Origin of the sequence: Streptomyces sp. NPDC017448, assembly GCF_044330565.1 — a bacterium.
Lineage (GTDB): Bacteria > Actinomycetota > Actinomycetes > Streptomycetales > Streptomycetaceae > Streptomyces.
Map to the genome: position 1 here is coordinate 47262 of NZ_JBIRLM010000011.1, position 16432 is coordinate 63693.

18 protein-coding genes and 1 pseudogene are annotated in these 16432 nt (G+C 71.2%); 9 read left to right on the plus strand and 10 right to left on the minus strand.

Annotation, left to right across the window (positions count from 1 at the left end; genetic code table 11):
- Together ACH4K1_RS19540 and ACH4K1_RS19545 are read left to right on the plus strand one after the other, a co-directional pair.
- Positions 1-720 (plus strand): hypothetical protein, encoded by a 720-nt coding sequence (locus ACH4K1_RS19540; protein WP_398090546.1) that lies wholly within the window; start codon positions 1-3, stop codon positions 718-720.
- A 158-nt stretch (positions 721-878) separates the two neighbouring features.
- Positions 879-1217, plus strand: a complete 339-nt coding sequence (locus ACH4K1_RS19545) for a DUF2516 family protein (protein WP_228994811.1) — start codon at positions 879-881, stop codon at positions 1215-1217.
- On the opposite strand, the gene ACH4K1_RS19550 is transcribed toward ACH4K1_RS19545, so the two are convergent.
- The 3 genes from ACH4K1_RS19550 to ACH4K1_RS19560 form a co-directional block, all read right to left on the minus strand.
- Positions 1199-2590 carry a PP2C family protein-serine/threonine phosphatase gene (locus ACH4K1_RS19550; protein ID WP_398090547.1) on the minus strand — a complete coding sequence of 464 codons (1392 nt, stop codon included), beginning with the start codon at positions 2588-2590 and terminating at the stop codon, positions 1199-1201. The genes ACH4K1_RS19545 and ACH4K1_RS19550 overlap by 19 nt on opposite strands.
- A 375-nt stretch (positions 2591-2965) precedes the next feature.
- Positions 2966-4042 carry an NlpC/P60 family protein gene (locus ACH4K1_RS19555; RefSeq protein ID WP_398090548.1) on the minus strand — a complete coding sequence of 359 codons (1077 nt, stop codon included), beginning with the start codon at positions 4040-4042 and terminating at the stop codon, positions 2966-2968.
- A 514-nt stretch (positions 4043-4556) separates the two neighbouring features.
- Positions 4557-5342, minus strand: a complete 786-nt coding sequence (locus ACH4K1_RS19560; protein WP_398090549.1) for a class I SAM-dependent methyltransferase — start codon at positions 5340-5342, stop codon at positions 4557-4559.
- A 187-nt stretch (positions 5343-5529) separates the two neighbouring features.
- On the opposite strand from ACH4K1_RS19560, the gene mshA reads away from it, so the two are divergent.
- From mshA to ACH4K1_RS19575, 3 genes are all read left to right on the plus strand, one after another.
- Positions 5530-6921 (plus strand): D-inositol-3-phosphate glycosyltransferase, encoded by a 1392-nt coding sequence (gene mshA / locus ACH4K1_RS19565; RefSeq protein WP_398090550.1) that lies wholly within the window; start codon positions 5530-5532, stop codon positions 6919-6921.
- A 64-nt stretch (positions 6922-6985) separates the two neighbouring features.
- A complete protein-coding gene (locus tag ACH4K1_RS19570; protein WP_398090551.1) occupies positions 6986-7498 on the plus strand; it encodes a YbjN domain-containing protein in 513 nt (170 codons plus the stop codon).
- Positions 7499-7828: 330 nt separating this feature from the next.
- Positions 7829-8629: a sensor domain-containing protein gene (locus ACH4K1_RS19575; protein ID WP_398090552.1), complete on the plus strand. Its 801-nt coding sequence runs from the start codon at positions 7829-7831 to the stop codon at positions 8627-8629.
- 159 nt (positions 8630-8788) lie between these two features.
- On the opposite strand, the gene ACH4K1_RS19580 is transcribed toward ACH4K1_RS19575, so the two are convergent.
- The 4 genes from ACH4K1_RS19580 to ACH4K1_RS19595 all read right to left on the minus strand — a co-directional run bounded on the left by ACH4K1_RS19580 (position 8789) and on the right by ACH4K1_RS19595 (position 10151).
- Positions 8789-9031 (minus strand): hypothetical protein, encoded by a 243-nt coding sequence (locus tag ACH4K1_RS19580; RefSeq protein ID WP_398090553.1) that lies wholly within the window; start codon positions 9029-9031, stop codon positions 8789-8791.
- Positions 9028-9276, minus strand: a complete 249-nt coding sequence (locus ACH4K1_RS19585; RefSeq protein WP_228994819.1) for a hypothetical protein — start codon at positions 9274-9276, stop codon at positions 9028-9030. Before ACH4K1_RS19585 ends, ACH4K1_RS19580 begins: the two co-directional genes overlap by 4 nt.
- A 170-nt stretch (positions 9277-9446) precedes the next feature.
- Entirely contained in the window at positions 9447-9848 is a 402-nt protein-coding gene (locus ACH4K1_RS19590; protein ID WP_398090554.1) for a hypothetical protein, read from the minus strand.
- An 84-nt stretch (positions 9849-9932) separates the two neighbouring features.
- Positions 9933-10151: a hypothetical protein gene (locus ACH4K1_RS19595; protein WP_398090555.1), complete on the minus strand. Its 219-nt coding sequence runs from the start codon at positions 10149-10151 to the stop codon at positions 9933-9935.
- Between the two features lie 167 nt (positions 10152-10318).
- Here ACH4K1_RS19595 and ACH4K1_RS19600 point away from each other — a divergent pair, with 167 nt between their 5' ends.
- From ACH4K1_RS19600 to ACH4K1_RS19610, 3 genes are all read left to right on the plus strand, one after another.
- Entirely contained in the window at positions 10319-11062 is a 744-nt protein-coding gene (locus ACH4K1_RS19600; RefSeq protein ID WP_398090556.1) for a class I SAM-dependent DNA methyltransferase, read from the plus strand.
- 330 nt (positions 11063-11392) lie between these two features.
- Positions 11393-11638 (plus strand): hypothetical protein, encoded by a 246-nt coding sequence (locus ACH4K1_RS19605; protein WP_398090557.1) that lies wholly within the window; start codon positions 11393-11395, stop codon positions 11636-11638.
- Entirely contained in the window at positions 11635-12150 is a 516-nt protein-coding gene (locus ACH4K1_RS19610; protein ID WP_398090558.1) for a GNAT family N-acetyltransferase, read from the plus strand. The genes ACH4K1_RS19605 and ACH4K1_RS19610 overlap by 4 nt, the downstream gene beginning before the upstream one ends.
- A gap of 748 nt (positions 12151-12898) precedes the next feature.
- On the opposite strand, the gene ACH4K1_RS19615 is transcribed toward ACH4K1_RS19610, so the two are convergent.
- From ACH4K1_RS19615 to ACH4K1_RS19625, 3 genes are all read right to left on the minus strand, one after another.
- Entirely contained in the window at positions 12899-13687 is a 789-nt protein-coding gene (locus ACH4K1_RS19615; protein ID WP_398090559.1) for a hypothetical protein, read from the minus strand.
- A 1185-nt stretch (positions 13688-14872) separates the two neighbouring features.
- A complete protein-coding gene (locus ACH4K1_RS19620; protein ID WP_398090560.1) occupies positions 14873-15394 on the minus strand; it encodes a GNAT family N-acetyltransferase in 522 nt (173 codons plus the stop codon).
- On the minus strand, positions 15391-16146 hold the full coding sequence (locus ACH4K1_RS19625) for a GntR family transcriptional regulator (RefSeq protein ID WP_398090561.1): 756 nt from the start codon (positions 16144-16146) through the stop codon (positions 15391-15393). The genes ACH4K1_RS19620 and ACH4K1_RS19625 overlap by 4 nt, the downstream gene beginning before the upstream one ends.
- Here ACH4K1_RS19625 and ACH4K1_RS19630 point away from each other — a divergent pair.
- Positions 16130-16378 (plus strand): annotated as a pseudogene (locus ACH4K1_RS19630) (tyrosine-type recombinase/integrase); the annotation flags it as partial. The gene ACH4K1_RS19625 and the pseudogene ACH4K1_RS19630 overlap by 17 nt on opposite strands.
- Positions 16379-16432 lie beyond the last annotated feature (54 nt).

Below are 16432 nucleotides of genomic sequence, written 5' to 3' on the forward strand. Positions count from 1 at the left end.
ATGGCCATCACCGATGACCTGCGCAAGACCCTCACCGACCCCACCCCCCTCTACTTCGCCGCCGGCACGGCCGACCTGGCCGTGCAGCAGGCGCTCAAGATCCCGGCGCTGATCGAGCAGCTGCGGGCCGACGCGCCCGAGCGGATCGACGCCGTGCGCAACACCGACCCCAAGGTCGTGCAGGAGAAGGTCGCCACGCAGGCCAAGGAGGCCCAGGCCACCGTGCAGGCGAAGGTCACCGAGGTGTTCGGCTCGTTCGACGCCGCCGACCTGAAGAAGCTGGGCGAGACCGCCCAGGACCTGGCGCTCCGCGGTGTGGGCGTGGCCGCCGAGTACGCGGTCAAGGCCCGGGAGGCGTACGAGAAGGTCGCCGAGCACGGCGAGCAGACCGTACGGACCTGGCGCGGCGAGACGGCCGACGAGATCGTCGAGATCGCCGCCGTCATCGAGGCCGACCCGAAGAGCGAGCCGAAGGCCGCCCCCAAGGCCGCCCCCAAGGGTGCGGCCGGGTCCGCCCCCGCGACCGGCGGCTCCGTGAAGCCCGCCGCGACGAAGCCCGCCACCCCGGCGAAGCCCGCCGCGACGAAGCCCGCCACCCCGGTGAAGCCGGCCGCGACGAAGGCCGCGCCCGCCGCCGAGGCCAAGGCCGCGCCCGCGAAGAAGGCGCCCGCGCCGCGCAAGCCCGCGGCCCGGAAGACCACGCCGCACGCCGACGCGTGACCCCTCACCCCTACGGGGCCCCTGGGGGTTCTGTCCGGGGCGCGGTACGCGTGACCGGGACGCGAGGCGGGCACCATGTCGGGTGGCCGGCTCGTTGTCCCGGTACCTTGGCCCTCTCGGCCGCAGGGCGCTCCTCCACTCACTAGGCGGTACACACCATGTTGCTCTCAGCGTTCGGCTCGCTCCTCCAGCTGCTCTATCTGGCGATGCTGGTGCTGGCCGTGGTCGCGTTCGTCTTCGCGGCGACCGCGCGCGAGGACGCCTACCGGGCCGCCGACAAGAAGCAGAAGTCCTTCTGGCTGGTGATCCTGGGCGTCGCCGTCGCGGTGAACCTGCTCATCCCGATGCTCTTCCTGCAGCTCGCGGGCGTGGTCGCGTCGATCGTGTTCATGGTCGACGTGCGGCCCGCGCTCAAGGCGGTCTCGGGCGGCGGCGGGGGCCGCAGGGGCGGCTCCAGCAGCGACGGCCCGTACGGGCCCTACAACGGCGGGCGCTGAGCCCCCGCCCTCGCGGGCGGGGAGGAGAGCGGCCGGTCGACGGAGGCGGGGCGGGAGCGCGGTGCGCTGCCGCCCCGTCGGCGTACCAGCTCCGGGTCGCGGCCCAGCAGCAGGACCGCCACGTCGTCGGTCAGCTCGCCGCCGTTCAGCTCCCGCACCTCGGCGACCGCCGCCTCCAGCAGCTCCTCGCCCGTCAGCCCCTGCTCCAGCCGGCTGTTGACCATGGCCGCCATGCCGTCCTGGCCCAGCCGCTCGCTGCTGCCGTCCCCCACCCGCCCCTCGATGAGCCCGTCGGTGTACAGCATCAGGCTCCAGGCGCCGCCCAGCTCGACCTGGCGGCGCGGCCACCGGGCGCGCGGCAGCAGCCCCAGGGCCGGGCCGCCGTCCTCGTACGGGAGCAGCCGGGCGGGCTGTCCGTGGCGGGCCAGCAGCGGCGCCGGGTGCCCGGCGAGGTAGAGCCCGGCCCGTCGCCCGTCCGCCGCGATGTCGACCGTGCAGAGCGTCGCGAAGATCTCCTCGCTCTGCCGCTCGTGCTCCAGCACCTGCTGGAGTGTGGCGAGCAGATCGTCCCCGCACAGCCCGGCCAGGGTCAGCGCCCGCCAGGCGATCCGCAGCTCGACGCCGAGCGCGGCCTCGTCCGGGCCGTGGCCGCAGACGTCGCCGATCATCGCGTGCACCGTGCCGTCCGGGGTGCGGACGACGTCGTAGAAGTCGCCGCCGAGCAGGGCGCGGCTGCGGCCGGGGCGGTAGCGGGCGGCGAAGCTCAGACCGGAGCCTTCCAGCAGCGGGGTCGGGAGCAGACCGCGCTCCAGGCGGGCGTTCTCCTGGGCGCGCAGCCGGGACTCGGTGAGCTGGTGCTGGGCGGTGTCGGCGCGCTTGCGCTCCACGGCGTACCGGACGGCGCGGCTCAGGAGGCGCGCGTCCAGCTCGCCCCGGAAGAGGTAGTCCTGCGCCCCGACCCGCACGGCCTCGGCCGCCAGCTCCGCGTCGTCCTGCGCGGTCAGCGCGAGGACGGCGTGGAGCGGCGCGAGGCGCAGGACGTGGGTGAGGGCGGCCAGCTCGTCGGCGCGCGCGGAGACGTGCTCCGGGCCGGGGCCGCCGGCCCCCGCACCGCCGCTGACGGTCGTGCCGGTGCCGGTGACCGGCAGGGCGAGGTCCAGCAGGATGCAGTCGACGTCGTCGGTGAGCAGCCGCGCGGCCTCGGTGAGGTTGCGGGCGGTACGGACGCGCACCCGGGTTCCGGCCGCGGCCGAGAGCTCGGGGACGGTGATGGTGGTGCCCGCCGGGTCGTCCTCGATCACCAGCAGGGTGAGGTCGCCGTGCGAGGTCTCCGCAGCGGGAACGGACCGCTGCTGCGGTGCGGGTACGGGCATCGGTTCGGGTTTCCTTCCCTCCCCCCGGGGGCGCGGCGGTTCGCCGATCGACGATCCGCCAGTCGGGGACGATAGCGGGCCGTGGCGGGGGAACGGAATGGCGCGGAGGGACCGGCCCCCGGCATATGCGCCGCCATAAGCCGCGTCCCGGCACGGATCCGGCGCGTCGGGCCGCCGGGATGGCCGGGAAGCGTGCATGACGAACATCACGCGTCCGGAAGGGGCCGGGTGGCCCCGCTCACAGGGAAGGGACCGCCCCGCCCGCCCGGGTCCGCTCCGGGGGAGCGACCCCCCCCGCAGGGCCGCTCGCGAAGAGCAGGCCCCGCTCCCGGCGGCCGGTCCGGACGGTCCGCTCACCCGCCCCGCCCGCCGGTCCTACCTGTCCGGGCGGACCACGCCGAGGATCTTCATCGAGCCGGCGCCCGCCAGGGTGACGTCGCGGCCGGGGCGGGGGGCGTGGACGATCGTGCCGTCGCCCACGTACATCCCGACATGGCTGGCGTCGGCGTGGTAGATGATCAGGTCACCGGGGCGCATGTCCTGGACGTCGATGCGCGGCAGCAGCCGCCACTGCTCCTGCGAGGTGCGCGGGATCGGACGCTTCGCCGCCAGCCACGCCTGCGAGGTCAGCCCGGAGCAGTCGTACGAGCCGGGGCCCTCGGCCCCCCAGACGTACGGTTTGCCGATCTGCGCCATAGCGAAGGCCACCGCCGTCGCTCCGGCCGCGCTCGCCTCGCCGCCGACGTCCTTGAGCGCGCCGGAGGAGAGCCACGCGCTCTGCGCCTGGGCCGCGGCGTCCGCCTCTAGCCGGCGGAGCTGTTCGCGCTCCTTCTCCTCCAGCCGCGATTCGAGCTCCTTCGCCGCCTTGATCTGGGCGTCGATCTTCTTCTTGGCCTTGGCCTGCTTGACCCGGCCGGTCTCCAGCTTCTCCCAGTTGGCGCTGGCGTCCTGGGTGTACGTCTCCAGGTCCTGCTGCGTCTGCTTCAGCTCGGCCAGCAGCGACTTGGACGCCTGCTGGCTCTGGCGGACCTTGTTGATCCCGTCCAGGAAGAGCTTCGGATCGTTGCTGAGGGCCAGCTGGGCGCCGGGCGGCAGACCGCCGTTGCGGTACTGCTCGCGGGCCTGGGCGCCGGCCCGGTCCTTGAGCGCGGCGATCTGCGTCTGACCGTCGACGATCGCCTGGGCCAGCTTCACGAGCTCGCCGGACTGCTTCTTCGTCTGCTCCTCGGCGAGGTTGTACGCGTCCGTCGCCGCGCCCGCCTTCCGGTACAGCGTCTCGATCTGCTCGCGGACCTTCTCCAGCTCCGCGGTGGTGCGGAGAGGGGCCGGCGCGGCGGAGACGGGGGGCACGGGGTCCGGCACCGGGGCGGCGGCCGCCTGACCGGTGGACGTCAGCAGGGCCAGCGCACAGACCAGCGTGATGGCGGCAGTGGCGCAGTGGCGTCGGTTCACGAACTCCCCCTCCGGGTGGTCACTCCGGGTCCGCCTCCGGGCGAAGGCGACGAAAACGATGCAAGCGACATAAGCGATGTAGGTGATGCAAGGAATGAGTGCGGCTAATGCGGGATGAACGCGAGAAAAGCAACAGACGGCGGGTAAGGCTTTTCTGGCTTACCGTCAGTAACTTTTCGGCAACGTCGCGATCGTGCCATGCCGCCCCCCAAAGCAACAGAGGCCGACGCCCTCTGACGCGTCACCCGCCGCCCCCGCCCGGCCACTTCGTCCCGATTCCCCCCGATGCGCGGCGATCCGGTCCGCCCCGCTCCCTCGCCCCTCCGCACCGAAGGATCTTCCCCCTCCCCAGGGACGCACGAGGCCCCCGCGCCGTTCCCGGCACGAAGAGGTTCCCCCCTCGACCGGCCTCCGACCGGCCTCCGGCCGGCCTCCGGACCACGGAAGACGGCGCCGGACTACGGAAGACGGCCGGTGCCGGACCACGGAAGACGGCCGGCGGCGGCCCCGGCGGTCAGGGGCCGCCGGGCCGCAGCGCGTCCCACTCCACCGTGACCTCCCCCTGCCGCCACCGCCGAGCCCCGTCCGCCACCGGCCAGTCGGCCGCTACCGCGCGCACCGCCGCGATCCAGCGCTGCCGCGCGCCCAGCGAGGCGTACGGGGAGGCCGCCGCCCAGGCGCGGTCGAAGTCCCGCAGGAACGCGTGGACCGGCTCGCCCGGCACATTGCGGTGGATCAGCGCTTTCGGCAGCCGTTCCGCCAGGTCGGAGGGGCGCTCCAGCGAACCGAGCCGGGTCGCGAAGGTGACCGTGCGCGGCCCCTCCGGCCCCAGCGCCACCCACACGTGCCGCCGCCCGATCTCGTCGCAGGTCCCCTCCACCAGCAGCCCGTCCGGGGCGAGGCGGGCGCACAGCCGGGCCCAGACGTCGGCGACCTGGTCCTCGTCGTACTGGCGCAGCACGTTGGCCGCCCGGATCAGCAGCGGCCGGACGTCCAGCGGGATCTCGAAGCCGCCGTGGACGAAGGTGAGCCCGTCGCGCTCGTACGGCCGCGCGGCGGCGACCCGCTCCGGGTCGATCTCGATCCCCGCCACCTCGGTGCGCGGCTCGACGGTACGCAGCCGGCCCAGCAGCTCCACGGCGGTCCAGGGGGCCGCCCCGTACCCCAGGTCGACGGCCGTAGGAGAGCCGGCGCGGCGCAGGGCGGGCCCGTGGACGTCGGCGATCCAGCGGTCCATGCGGCGCAGCCGGTTCGGGTTGGTGGTCCCGCGGGTGGCGGTGCCGATGGGGCGCTGGCGCATGGGTCGAGCGTAGGCGACGGGGCGGAAGGGACACCCCGGCGGCCCTCCGGCCCCGCCGAGCGTCGCGCCGCCCGACACGTAATGATTTGGCAAAACGGAAATGAAAGGCGGCATTCCTCTGTTCCCGCCCTCGGAGGACACCCGCGCCCTCCACCGCAGCCCGCCCCGATCGAGGAGGACCGACGAGGTGAGCCCGTACGTCCCCCGGCTCGGCTCCACCCGGACGGCCGCGCGCCTCAGGTTCCCCGGAGGATTCTCCGGGACCTCCCGCAAACCGCGCCGCGTCGCGATGCTCTCCGTGCACACCTCCCCGCTCCACCAGCCCGGCACGGGCGACGCCGGCGGGATGAACGTCTACATCGTCGAGCTGGCCAAGCGCCTCGCCGCGATCGACATCGAGGTCGAGATATTCACCCGGGCCACCACCGGCTCCCTGGCCCCCGCGGTCGACCTGGCCCCCGGCGTCCTGGTGCGGCACGTGGACGCGGGACCGTACGAAGGTCTCGCCAAGGAGGACCTGCCCGCCCAGCTCTGCGCCTTCACCCACGGTGTGATGCAGGCATGGGCCGGCCAGCGCCCCGGCTACTACGACCTCGTCCACTCCCACTACTGGCTCTCCGGCCAGGTCGGCTGGCTCGCCGCCCAGCGCTGGGGCGTCCCCCTCGTCCACGCCATGCACACCATGGCCAAGGTCAAGAACGCCGCCCTGGCCGAGGGCGACACCCCCGAACCGGCCGCCCGGGTCATCGGCGAGACCCAGATCGTGAACGCCTCCGACCGGCTGATCGCCAACACCGCCGAGGAGGCCGACGAACTCGTCCGCTTCTACGACGCGGACCCCGCAGCCGTCGCCGTCGTCCACCCCGGCGTCAACCTGGACCGGTTCCGTCCCTTCCCCGAGCGCTCCGGTCGGCTCCGCCCAGCGGACGCCCCGTCCGCCCGCGCCGCCGCACGGGCCCGGCTCGGCCTGCCCCAGGACGCGTTCATTCCGCTCTTCGCCGGCCGCATCCAGCCGCTGAAGGCCCCCGACGTGCTGCTGCGCGCGGTGGCCGTGCTGCTGGACCGGAACCCGTCCCTGCGCTCCCGCATCGTCGTGCCGGTGGTCGGAGGCCCGAGCGGCAGCGGGCTCGCGAAGCCCGAGGGGCTGCAGAAGCTGGCCGCCCGGCTCGGTATCGCCGACGTCGTACGGTTCCACCCGCCGGTGGGCCAGGACCGGCTGGCGGACTGGTTCCGGGCCGCGTCGGTGCTGGTCATGCCGTCGTACAGCGAGTCCTTCGGGCTGGTCGCCATAGAGGCCCAGGCGGCCGGCACCCCGGTCGTCGCCGCCTCCGTGGGCGGGCTGCCGGTGGCGGTGCGCGACGGGGTCAGCGGCTTCCTGGTGCAGGGGCACGAGCCGGAGGCGTACGCCCGCGCGCTCGGCCGGTTCGCGGACGCGCCGGAGCTGGTCGGGCGGATGGGGGCGGCCGCGGCGGCGCACGCCCAGTCGTTCGGCTGGGACACGGCCGCGTCGGCCACCGCCGAGGTGTACACGGCCGCGATCGCCGACCACCGCCGCCGGGCCTGTACCCGCCACGGCTGAGGCCCCCGCCCCCCGGACCGAGGCCCCTCCTGCCTCCCGCCCGGCGCTGTCGTAGGCTCGCGGCATGGCTGACGTACCGGACGAAACCGCAGCGGCCCAGGTCATCGAGGCGACGCTGAACGACGCCGGGCTCGCATGGGAGAGCCCGGGGCCCGGCAACTACGTCGTGACGCTCCCCGGCACCCGCAAGCTCTCGACCACCTGCTCGCTGATCGTCGGCAAGCACTCCCTCTCCCTCAACGCGTTCGTCGTGCGGCACCCCGACGAGAACGACGCCGGGGTCCACCGCTGGCTGCTGGAGCGCAACCTCCGCCTGTTCGGAGTGAGTTACGCGATCGATTCGCTCGGGGACGTCTACCTGGTCGGCAAGCTGCCGCTGTCGGTGGTCACTCCCGACGAGTTGGACCGGCTGTTCGGCGTGGTGCTCGAAGCGGCGGACGGGGCGTTCAACACCCTTCTGGAGCTGGGGTTCGCCGACTCGATCCGCAAGGAGTACGCGTGGCGGGTGGCGCGCGGCGAGTCCACCCGGAACCTGGACGCGTTCCGCCACCTGACCAGGGGTCCGGCCGAGGACTGACCCCGGTTCCGCCCCGAAGGGCGACGGGCTCGACCGCCCGGAGCGGCTGCGGCGTGACCGGCGTGCCGCTCCCGCCGTTACCGTCCGCCCCGGAGGGCGCGTATCGCACCGGGGGCGACCGTGCGGGGCGGGGGGCGGCAGAGCCGTTCCGCGCCGTGCGTGCACCGGATGATCACAGCGGAATCACGATCCCGGGAGGACCCCCGCCGGACCGGGCGTCGACCGCGCGTTCGATCGTAGGGTGTGGACCACTGCGACGGCCCGTCCGGACGGCGTCGACGTGCCGCACGGTGGAAGGGCGGTCGCCCCCGAAACCGGAGAGATGAACCCATGCGCGCCACCACCGCACGCCGTACCGCCCTCGCCGCCTCCGCGGCCGCCCTCACCCTGCTGGCCACCGCCTGCGGCGGCTCGTCGGACGCCGACGGCAAGGACGACAAGGGCGCCGCCGCCGGGTCCTCCTCGGCCCCGAAGACCCCGGCGAAGACGCTCACCGCCGACGAGTTGGGGAAGGCCGCCCTCGCCCAGGGCGACGTGAAGGGCACCAAGATCACCGCGGCGGGCCCGGCCGACGAGGTCCCGGCGGCCGGCGTCAAGGCCGACAAGGAGGAGTGCCTGCCCGTCGCCCACGCCATGTACGGGGTGGCGCAGGAGGGTTCGGCCGCGAGCGTGAGGCGCAAGGTGATCGACGAACCGAAGGGCGACGGCAAGAAGAAGTCGCTGGAGGAGCTGGCGGAGGGCGGGGCCGAGGACGCGCTCAAGGACGCGTTCGACCTGACGTCCACCTTCGTCGCGCTGCACTCCTACGAGGGGGCGGCGGGCGCAGAGGCGTTCACCGCGCTGAAGAAGGCGGCGGCGGAGTGCGCGGGCGGCTTCACCGCGACGGTCGCCGGTACGCCGACGAAGGTCGTCTCGGTCGCCGAGGAGAAGATCACCGGTGGCGACGAGTCCGCGGCGTGGACCGTCACCTCGCAGGACGACGGCGAGAAGGCCCCGTTCAAGCTGGTGGCGCTGCGCAAGGGGAACACGGTCGCGACGTTCTTCGCCTTCAACCTGGCGGCGACCGGCGGCGGCGTGACGTTCGAGGTGCCTGCGGAGGTCGTGGCGGCGCAGGACGAGAAGCTCGCCTGACCCGGCGCACGGACGCGTGCTCCCGGCCGGCTGCCCAGAACGGGCGACGGCCCCCGGGAACCGGTCAAGGGCGCGCGGTCGGCGGCCCGTTCGGGACGGCGAGAGTTCCGGCGGTCCGCCGGCCGACCGGCGCGGGGGATCGGCTCCCCGCGGCCGGCCTCAGGGCAGGGGCACGAGCCGGACCACGGTGACGGTCAGGACGGACCGGGAGACGTAATAGAGGACGATGGCCCCGGCGACGGTCGCCTCGCGCCGGTCCCGTTCGCGCTTGACGGCGGAGGAGGCGTGGCCGTACGGCTCCTCGCCGAGCGTGCGGACCATCGCTTCCCGGAACGTGTCACCGTCGCGCATCTTGGCCAGGGTGTCGTCCGCGGGCGGTGCGTAGGAGATACGGAAGCTCAAGCGACGCTCCGCCTCTCGGCCTCGTCCCGCGCCAGCCGGTCCAGGATCTTCTCGGCCTCGGGATCGGGGACGGCCTCCAGCATCCAGTGCCGCATGACGGCCTGGATCTCGTGCACACCGGCCCCGTTGATCGCGAGGTCGAACTCCTCGCGTCTCTCGTCGGGCAGCGCCGCCCGGATGTCCGGGATGCTGTTGGGCACCTCGACCTCGGTGCCGCCGACGAAGGTCTTCAGAGACTCACCCATGATCGCTCTCCCCGCTCTCCTCGCCCTGGAAGCCGGTGTGCCGGCCGCGCGCCCGCGGCGCCGACGGGACCGCGACGCGGGGCGCGGCGGTATGACGGCATGAGCTCACCGTAGTGCGTACGAGGGGCACTTCGGCCGGTCCGGCCGGGCACGGAACGGCCACGGATCGGCTACGACACGCGCGGTCCCGCCCCGAGCCGGTCCGCGACCCGGTCGCGCAGCAGCTCGTACTCCTCCCGCAGCCGCCGCCACTCGGTGACCGGCGGCCGGACGATGACGTCACCGCCGACGACGGTCTCCTCCGGGGCGAACTGCTCCCGGGTGAGGTCGATCTCCACGCCCATGCCCAGCCGGTTCCACCAGTGGAAGTCGGTGCGCACGCCGTCGACATGGACCTCGCCCCGGATCAACTCCCCGCCGAGCAGGTCGTTGAGCACCATGGCGGTCACCCCGCACTGATCCCGCGCCGGGTTGTCCGGTGTCCAGCGGTCGCGGTACTCCGGGGTGCAGGTCTCGGCGCTCCAGCTGCTGCGCACGGCCTGCTCGATGTCGGTGAGGAGGTAGATCGTCATGAGCGCCATCGTGGCAGGCGGCACTGACAGCGCGGTGCCGGCGGCCGGCGGCCGTACCAGCTGCCGGCGGCCGCGACGGCCGTCCTAGCCGTCGGCGGCCGCCGGGGCCTCGGCGGCCGTACGTCGGCCGCGCCTCCGCCCGACCAGGAGACGGACGAGGTTGGCGGCGGCGCCGACCGCGCAGACACCTGCCAACACCCGTGCGGGGAGCGCGTTTCCCGTACTCGCCGCCGCCCAGAACGCCACGGTCGCCAGGACCGCCATGTACGCCGGTGTGTCGAGGTACGACCGCTTCTCGGCCACCGTCCGCCCCACCCCGCTCCGCTCGTCCTGTCGTCCGCTTCCATGGTGGCATGTCCCCCCCCCGCGATCGACGGTGACGGTACGTACGGCGGGGGAGCGCGGCGCCCCGGCCGCCCTCCCCGTAATCGCGTCGACAGGTCCGCGTCCGCCCGGCAGAGTGGCCGCCCATGACGAGCAGCGAACTGTGGAGCCGTGAGACCGCCGAACGCTACGACGCTGAGGAGGCCGAGAACTCCTCGCCCGCAGCCCTCAATCCCACCCTCGACTTCCTCGCCCGCCTCGCCGGGGACGGCCGGGCCCTGGAGTTCGCCATCGGAACCGGGCGCGTGGGCGTGCCGCTCCGGGAGCGCGGCGTACCGGTGGCGGGCATCGAACTGTCCGAACCGATGGCCGCCGTGCTCCGCACCAAGGCCGACGAGGAGACTCTCCCGGTGGTCATTGGGGACATGGCCACCACGGTCGTCCCCGGCGAGTTCACCCTCGTCTACCTCGTCTACAACACCATCGGCAACCTGCTCACCCAGGACGAACAGGTCGCGTGCTTCGAGAACGCGGCCCGCCACCTGGCCCCCGGCGGCCGTTTCGTCATCGAACTGGCCGTGCCCCCGCTGCGATTCCTGCCGCCCGGCCAGGTCGCGGTGGCGTTCGACGTCTCCGACCGGCACCTGGGCTTCGACACCTTCGACCTGGTCCAGCAGACGCTGGTCTCCCACCACTTCACCCGCGACGGCGAGGACGGCCGCTACCGCCGCGGCGCCTGCCGCCAGCGCTACGTCTGGCCGGCGGAGCTGGACCTGATGGCCCGTATCGCGGGCCTGGAGCTGGAACAGCGGGTGGCGGACTGGACCGGGGCGCCGTTCACGGCGGATTCCGACCAGCACGTCTCGGTCTGGCGCAAGCCGGTGGCGTGAGAGCGGCGCCCCGTTCTCCGCCGGCCCGCCCGCGCCCTGCCGGCCCCGGTGCCGGGCCGGCCCCCTGCTCGCAGAGGGCCGGCGCGAGCAGGAGACCGGCCGTTGTCAGTGCCGGCCTTTAGAGTCGCCGGTGCGCGGTCGGCTTCCGGGAGTTCCAGCTCTGAAAGGGATGGCTGCATCCCCGGTCTGTCCGGGGGCGGCCCGGAGAACGCGTCCGGGACCCAACCGTCGACCGGGCTTCGTCGATGGCCAGTGGAAGATCTGCCAGAGCCGACCGCGCACCGCTGCTCCAGCGCCCCCTCCGCCCCGCCCCGCAGGAAGAGCCCGCCCGTGCCCGACCCCCAGCAGCGGCCGCCGACACGGTACGTCCGCCTCCCCGACGCCGGATGCTCCCCGGCGGAGGGCGCCGCCCCCACCCGCCCCGGCGGAGACCGCGCCACCACGCGCCCCGGCGGAGACTGCGTCCTCGCCCGCCCCGCCGGAGGCCGCGTCGCCGCCGTCCGGCCCCACCGCGACGAAGTGGAGCGCCGCGTCCGCACCCCGCCCGACGAGACCGCACCGGCGGCCCGCCCATGACCGGCGCCCCGGGTGTCTCCGTCGAACCGATGTGCGCCGCGCACGCCGGGGAGGTCCTGGAGATCTACCGCCTCGGCATCGAGGAGGGGAACGCCACCTTCGAGACCACCGCCCCCGCCTGGCCGGCCTTCGACGCCGCCAAGCTGCCCGGCCAACGCCACGTGGCCCTCGACCGCGCCGGCACGGTGCTCGGCTGGACCGCCGCGTCCGCGGTCTCCGACCGGTGCGCGTACGCCGGGGTGGTCGAGCACTCCGTGTACGTCCACCCCGACGCCCGCGGCCGGGGCGTGGCGAAAGCCCTCCTCCGCGCTCTCATCACCTCGACCGAGGCGGCCGGCATCTGGACGGTCCAGTCCGGCGTCTTCCCGGAGAACACCGCCAGCCTCGCCCTGCACCGCGGCCTCGGCTTCCGGGAGATCGGCGTCCGCGAACGCATCGGCCGGCATCACGGGGTCTGGCGGGACGTCGTCCTGATCGAACGGAGGAGCCCGTTGGTGGGACGGGACGGATGAGGGGCGGGGCAGCCCCGTGGAGGACGGTCGCTTTCCCCTCACGGGACCGCGCGGTGGTCCTGTCCGGCGCACCCCGCTGAACGAGGAGGCGGGGAAACAGGCTCCGGCCGCGACCGGAGCCATCTTGGTGCCGGTACGGGTGGGACTCCGCGGTATCCGACCGCGACGGCCCCCGGGGGCCCAGCACGCCCAAAAGCCCCCCACCACGCGGAAAACCCGCGGGCGGGGGGCTTCTTCGTCTCCGCCTACTTCTTCTTGCCCTGGGTCTGGCAGGCCCGTTTTCCGGCCCTGGTCAGCAGGGTGCCCGTCGTATCTGACCTGCGGTCGGGCGGTCGTTGTTGGGCGTTGCTTGTCACCTGCGGAGGGCCCAGAGAGGGCCCGGCGGTGTTGCCTCTGCTGCCGAGTCGCGAAGAGGAGCAGTCACCGCAGATCCACCGACGGGACCGTTCGGTCGGCATGTCCCGCAAGTCTCAGCTCAGGTCGCGTCTACGGAGCCCTCCGCATACAAGGGTGCGGACCTGGCCCCACGCAGACCTCTTCGTCCCGAAGCAACTCGGGGTGGTCGCTGTGCTTAGGCTGGTGCGCCTTTCACCTGGGCAGATGGTCCGCTGGCGTCCACGGTTGTTCGCGGTTGTGCGTCGTGGTTGTCACGCAGTAAGACACTCACCTGCTACGGCTCAGCAGGACACTACTCGTCCTGCTGCAGAGGGTCAGGAACCTCAGCCGACTTAGGCATCACGCCCGGGCCCTAGCGATAGATCGCGAGGATGTCCAGCGTGAGAGCCGGTCCCGTCAACGTTTCCGCGTCATCCGTCTTCGGTTGTCGCGCAGCCTGCCGACGCTGCTCCCGGCTCATTAGGGATGCCCCAGGGAGAGCCATTAGGGAGTGACTCTCACCCTTCTCCCATTTTCTGGCGATTTTCCCAAGAATAAAGACTTCACCTTCAATGGTGTCTCTGACGTATTCTTTGGTTAGCTTTCCCGTGATCTTCGGACCATCGTCTTCTTGGTCCCCGACGATGACAATGTCCGACTTAATTGCCTTGGCGAATCCCCGCATGGCTGCTGTTTCTTCCTGGCCGGGCATTCCGTCTATATCCTGGCCCATCAAGGAGGCCATCGGGCGAAATGCCTCTAGGAGGTCTAGCATGTCGCCCAATTGGTCTGGCTGGCTCATTAGCTGGATCATAGGGGGAACCTCGACTTCGAAGCGCCCATGCAGGAAGTCCATAATCTTCAGTCCATCGAAGAGAGGTCGCAGGCTCTCGATGTCGCGGTACTTCCATCGGGAAGAATCGGCGTCAAGCGCTGAAACGAGTCGAATAAAGCGTTGACTCGCAGTCTCCCTGACCACTCGTTCGCGCTCACTAGATCCGGCTTCCGGAGCTACAACTCCCAGTTCCTCGGGGGGGCCCTTTGCGTCACTCTGTGTCCGATGGCGAGCTTCATCGGAAATACCCTCCTCCACGACGGAGAGGTACTCGTTGAGAGATCTTTCGTCGAGGTACAGGAAGCGAGGCAATGCGGGAATCGGCATATAACTACCATCCGGTTTGGTGCGAAAATATTAGTTTTCGGATTGGCGGATATCCGCCTCTGACGCCAATCTATTAAGCTCTTCTCTGGCTGAGGCGCTTTTGCTTTCCTCGACGACGTTCGGTGCATTACTATAGGCGATGTAGCTTCCCGGGGCTGAAACGTTCTCAAGGTGTAGCGGGAATTCCAATACAGTGATCCATTTTTTGCGATGCCCAACCCGGCATTTTAGTGATGCTCGGTATTCGCGAAGCCTGGGTGTGAAGTTGGGGAAAGGCGTAGAGAATTCGATAAATACCTGGTCGGCAGTTCGGCCACTAACTGCAAAAACTGCCGGAAGACGCAACCCGTCTTCTGGCTCTGGCCTAATCCGATCTCGGGTGCTGCTCCAAGGAAGGGTGGCTTCTTCCTGGGATTCTCTTGCTACATCGAGGCGCATGTCCAGGATCACGATGGGCTTTGGTCCTGTATTGAAGAGGACGAGTGGTATACGGATGAGTGTCTTCTGTCGCGTGACTGCGGCCGCAAAAGTATGTGGTGGGTACGAGCGGAGCTTGCCTTGCCGAGCGTTTAGCCACCAGAAGGATGCGACGGTAAAAATAAGAGCGCAAGCGGCAACGATGGCAGCCGCGGGTAGGGAGCCTGATGTACTTGCAGCACCTGTTGCCATCACGTACGGAGTATGGCATCCGGCCTTCGCGCTGTCACCGGAATCCTGCTGGTAGCGGCGTGGTAAAGAAACCCACCACTCACCTCGGCTCCCATCCCGTCCGCCTTCGACCCACACACCGTGGAGCGGTCGTGGTTCAGGGCGTCAAGGTGGAGCGCGCTACTGTACGAACGACCTTGACGCCCTGGGCCGCGACTGCTCGGCTCTGCCTGGGTCGAAGGCGGTCGGGATGGGAGCTCCCCGACGCTCGCCCCGCTCCGGCCGGTACTCGCGAACGGCGTCCCGACCCATCCCGGAGTCTGAGCGTCCCCGCCGGAGGCATCCTCTTGAAGCCGCGGGCTTGGTTCTCGTCTCATGCCCCGGGCCTATCCAGTTGTGGGCGCGCGTCGGCGGCGGCAGCGTCGAGCGGGCCGAAGGCAGGAGCGCGGGCGCAGCCAGAGCCGGGAAGCGCGCCCGGCGGAGTGGAGCGCAGCCGGGTGCCTTGACGAGGTAGAGAAACCTGTAACTGGGTCTCGCTCACATGCTGTTGTCAGCCACCGACTCGGTCGACCGCTGGAACAGGGCGCCTGATCTGCGGTGCGGGAGATCCACGATGCGGAGGAGTGTGAAGCCCGCGCCCTTGTAGAACCGATGCAACCCGTTGTTGTCCTTCCAGGCGTCCAACCGCAACCATCGCTTGCCCTGGGCTGAGGCACGCTCCGACGCCCAGTCGAGCAGCAGGCTGCCGATGCCCGCGCCGGAGGCTGCGCGCGTTACGGCCATGCGGTGAACGTAGAGGGCCGCATCTGGCCGATCCTCCGGGGTCCAGAACTCGGGGTCCGCAAAGTTGTCAACCTGGATGGTCGCGATCGGCTTGCCGTCCTCGAACGCGAGGAAGCACACGCCCTGCTCAAGGGCCTCCGTGATGCGGTCACGGTGCGGCGGGTATTGCCATTGATCGATGCTGCGCGAGGCAAGCCAGGCTGATGCCTCGCGCAGCAGAGCCTCCATCACGTCCAATTCGTTGGGACGGCCGGCGCGGACGCACAGGTTCTTCATGCGTCCTCGTTCGGATCTTCGCGCTGTCGCTCGTACGAGATCACATGCCTGTCGCCGGGGAGCACAGTCACTGCGACTCTCACGGGCTTCCCCTCGGCCGTGTGGCCGGTGACGACATGAATCCCGACCGGGGTTCCGGGGCCCAAGTCAAGCCGATGCACCTGTTCAGGGGTGGGCATCCGGACGTACAACTCGTCCAGGGCTCGCTCCTGCCGGTACCCGAGCTCCGCCAGTACCTGGTTCGCGCCGCGAGTGATGTCCTGCGGGCGCATGATCTCCGAGTCTCGTACGAGTGCGAGCGGGAAATAGCTGTCGTTGATGTTGAACGGCTCCCCGTCGAGATAGCGCACGCGCTTCCGCACCGCGACCAGCTCGCCCGGTTCTAGCCGGAGCCTCTTGGCTACTTCCTCCGGTGGCTCCACGATGGCCACCTCGATCTCCTGCCGTGGCTCGCGTCCCTCAGCCGCGTACTCGGTCGTGAAAGCGTCCATCTCCGGCGAGTACGGCCGCTTCCGGAACTCCGCTTGAGGGCGGAACACCATGGGCCGACGGCGGCGGACGAAGTGGCCCTGCGGACGCGCCGATACGACGAGCCCCTCGTTCACGAGCAGAGCGAGCGACTTGCGCACGGTCTCTCGTGAGACGCCGTACTGATCGCGCAGCTCTGCTTCTGTCGGGAGCTTCGCATCTGGTTCGAGCGTCCCGGACGTGATCTGCTCCCGCAGCGCGTCCGCGATCTGCCCGAAGGCCAAGAGCCGTGAGCACACGGCTGCCTGGGAGCACGGCATGCACGCGCTGAGGCACTTCTACGCGTCCGTCCTGCTGGACGCAGGGGAGAGCATCAAGGCAGTCAGCGAATACCTCGGACACTCTGACCCCGGACTGACGCTGAAGGTGTATGCACACCTCATGCCGAGCAGCCGGGACCGAGCCCGAAAAGCACTCGGGCAGGCACCCCGGCCGCCGGAGGATTCACCCCGCTGAGGTCCCACAGAGGGCCCAGGCCGTGAAAATGCCCCCGATCCGCGCCGTATGCGC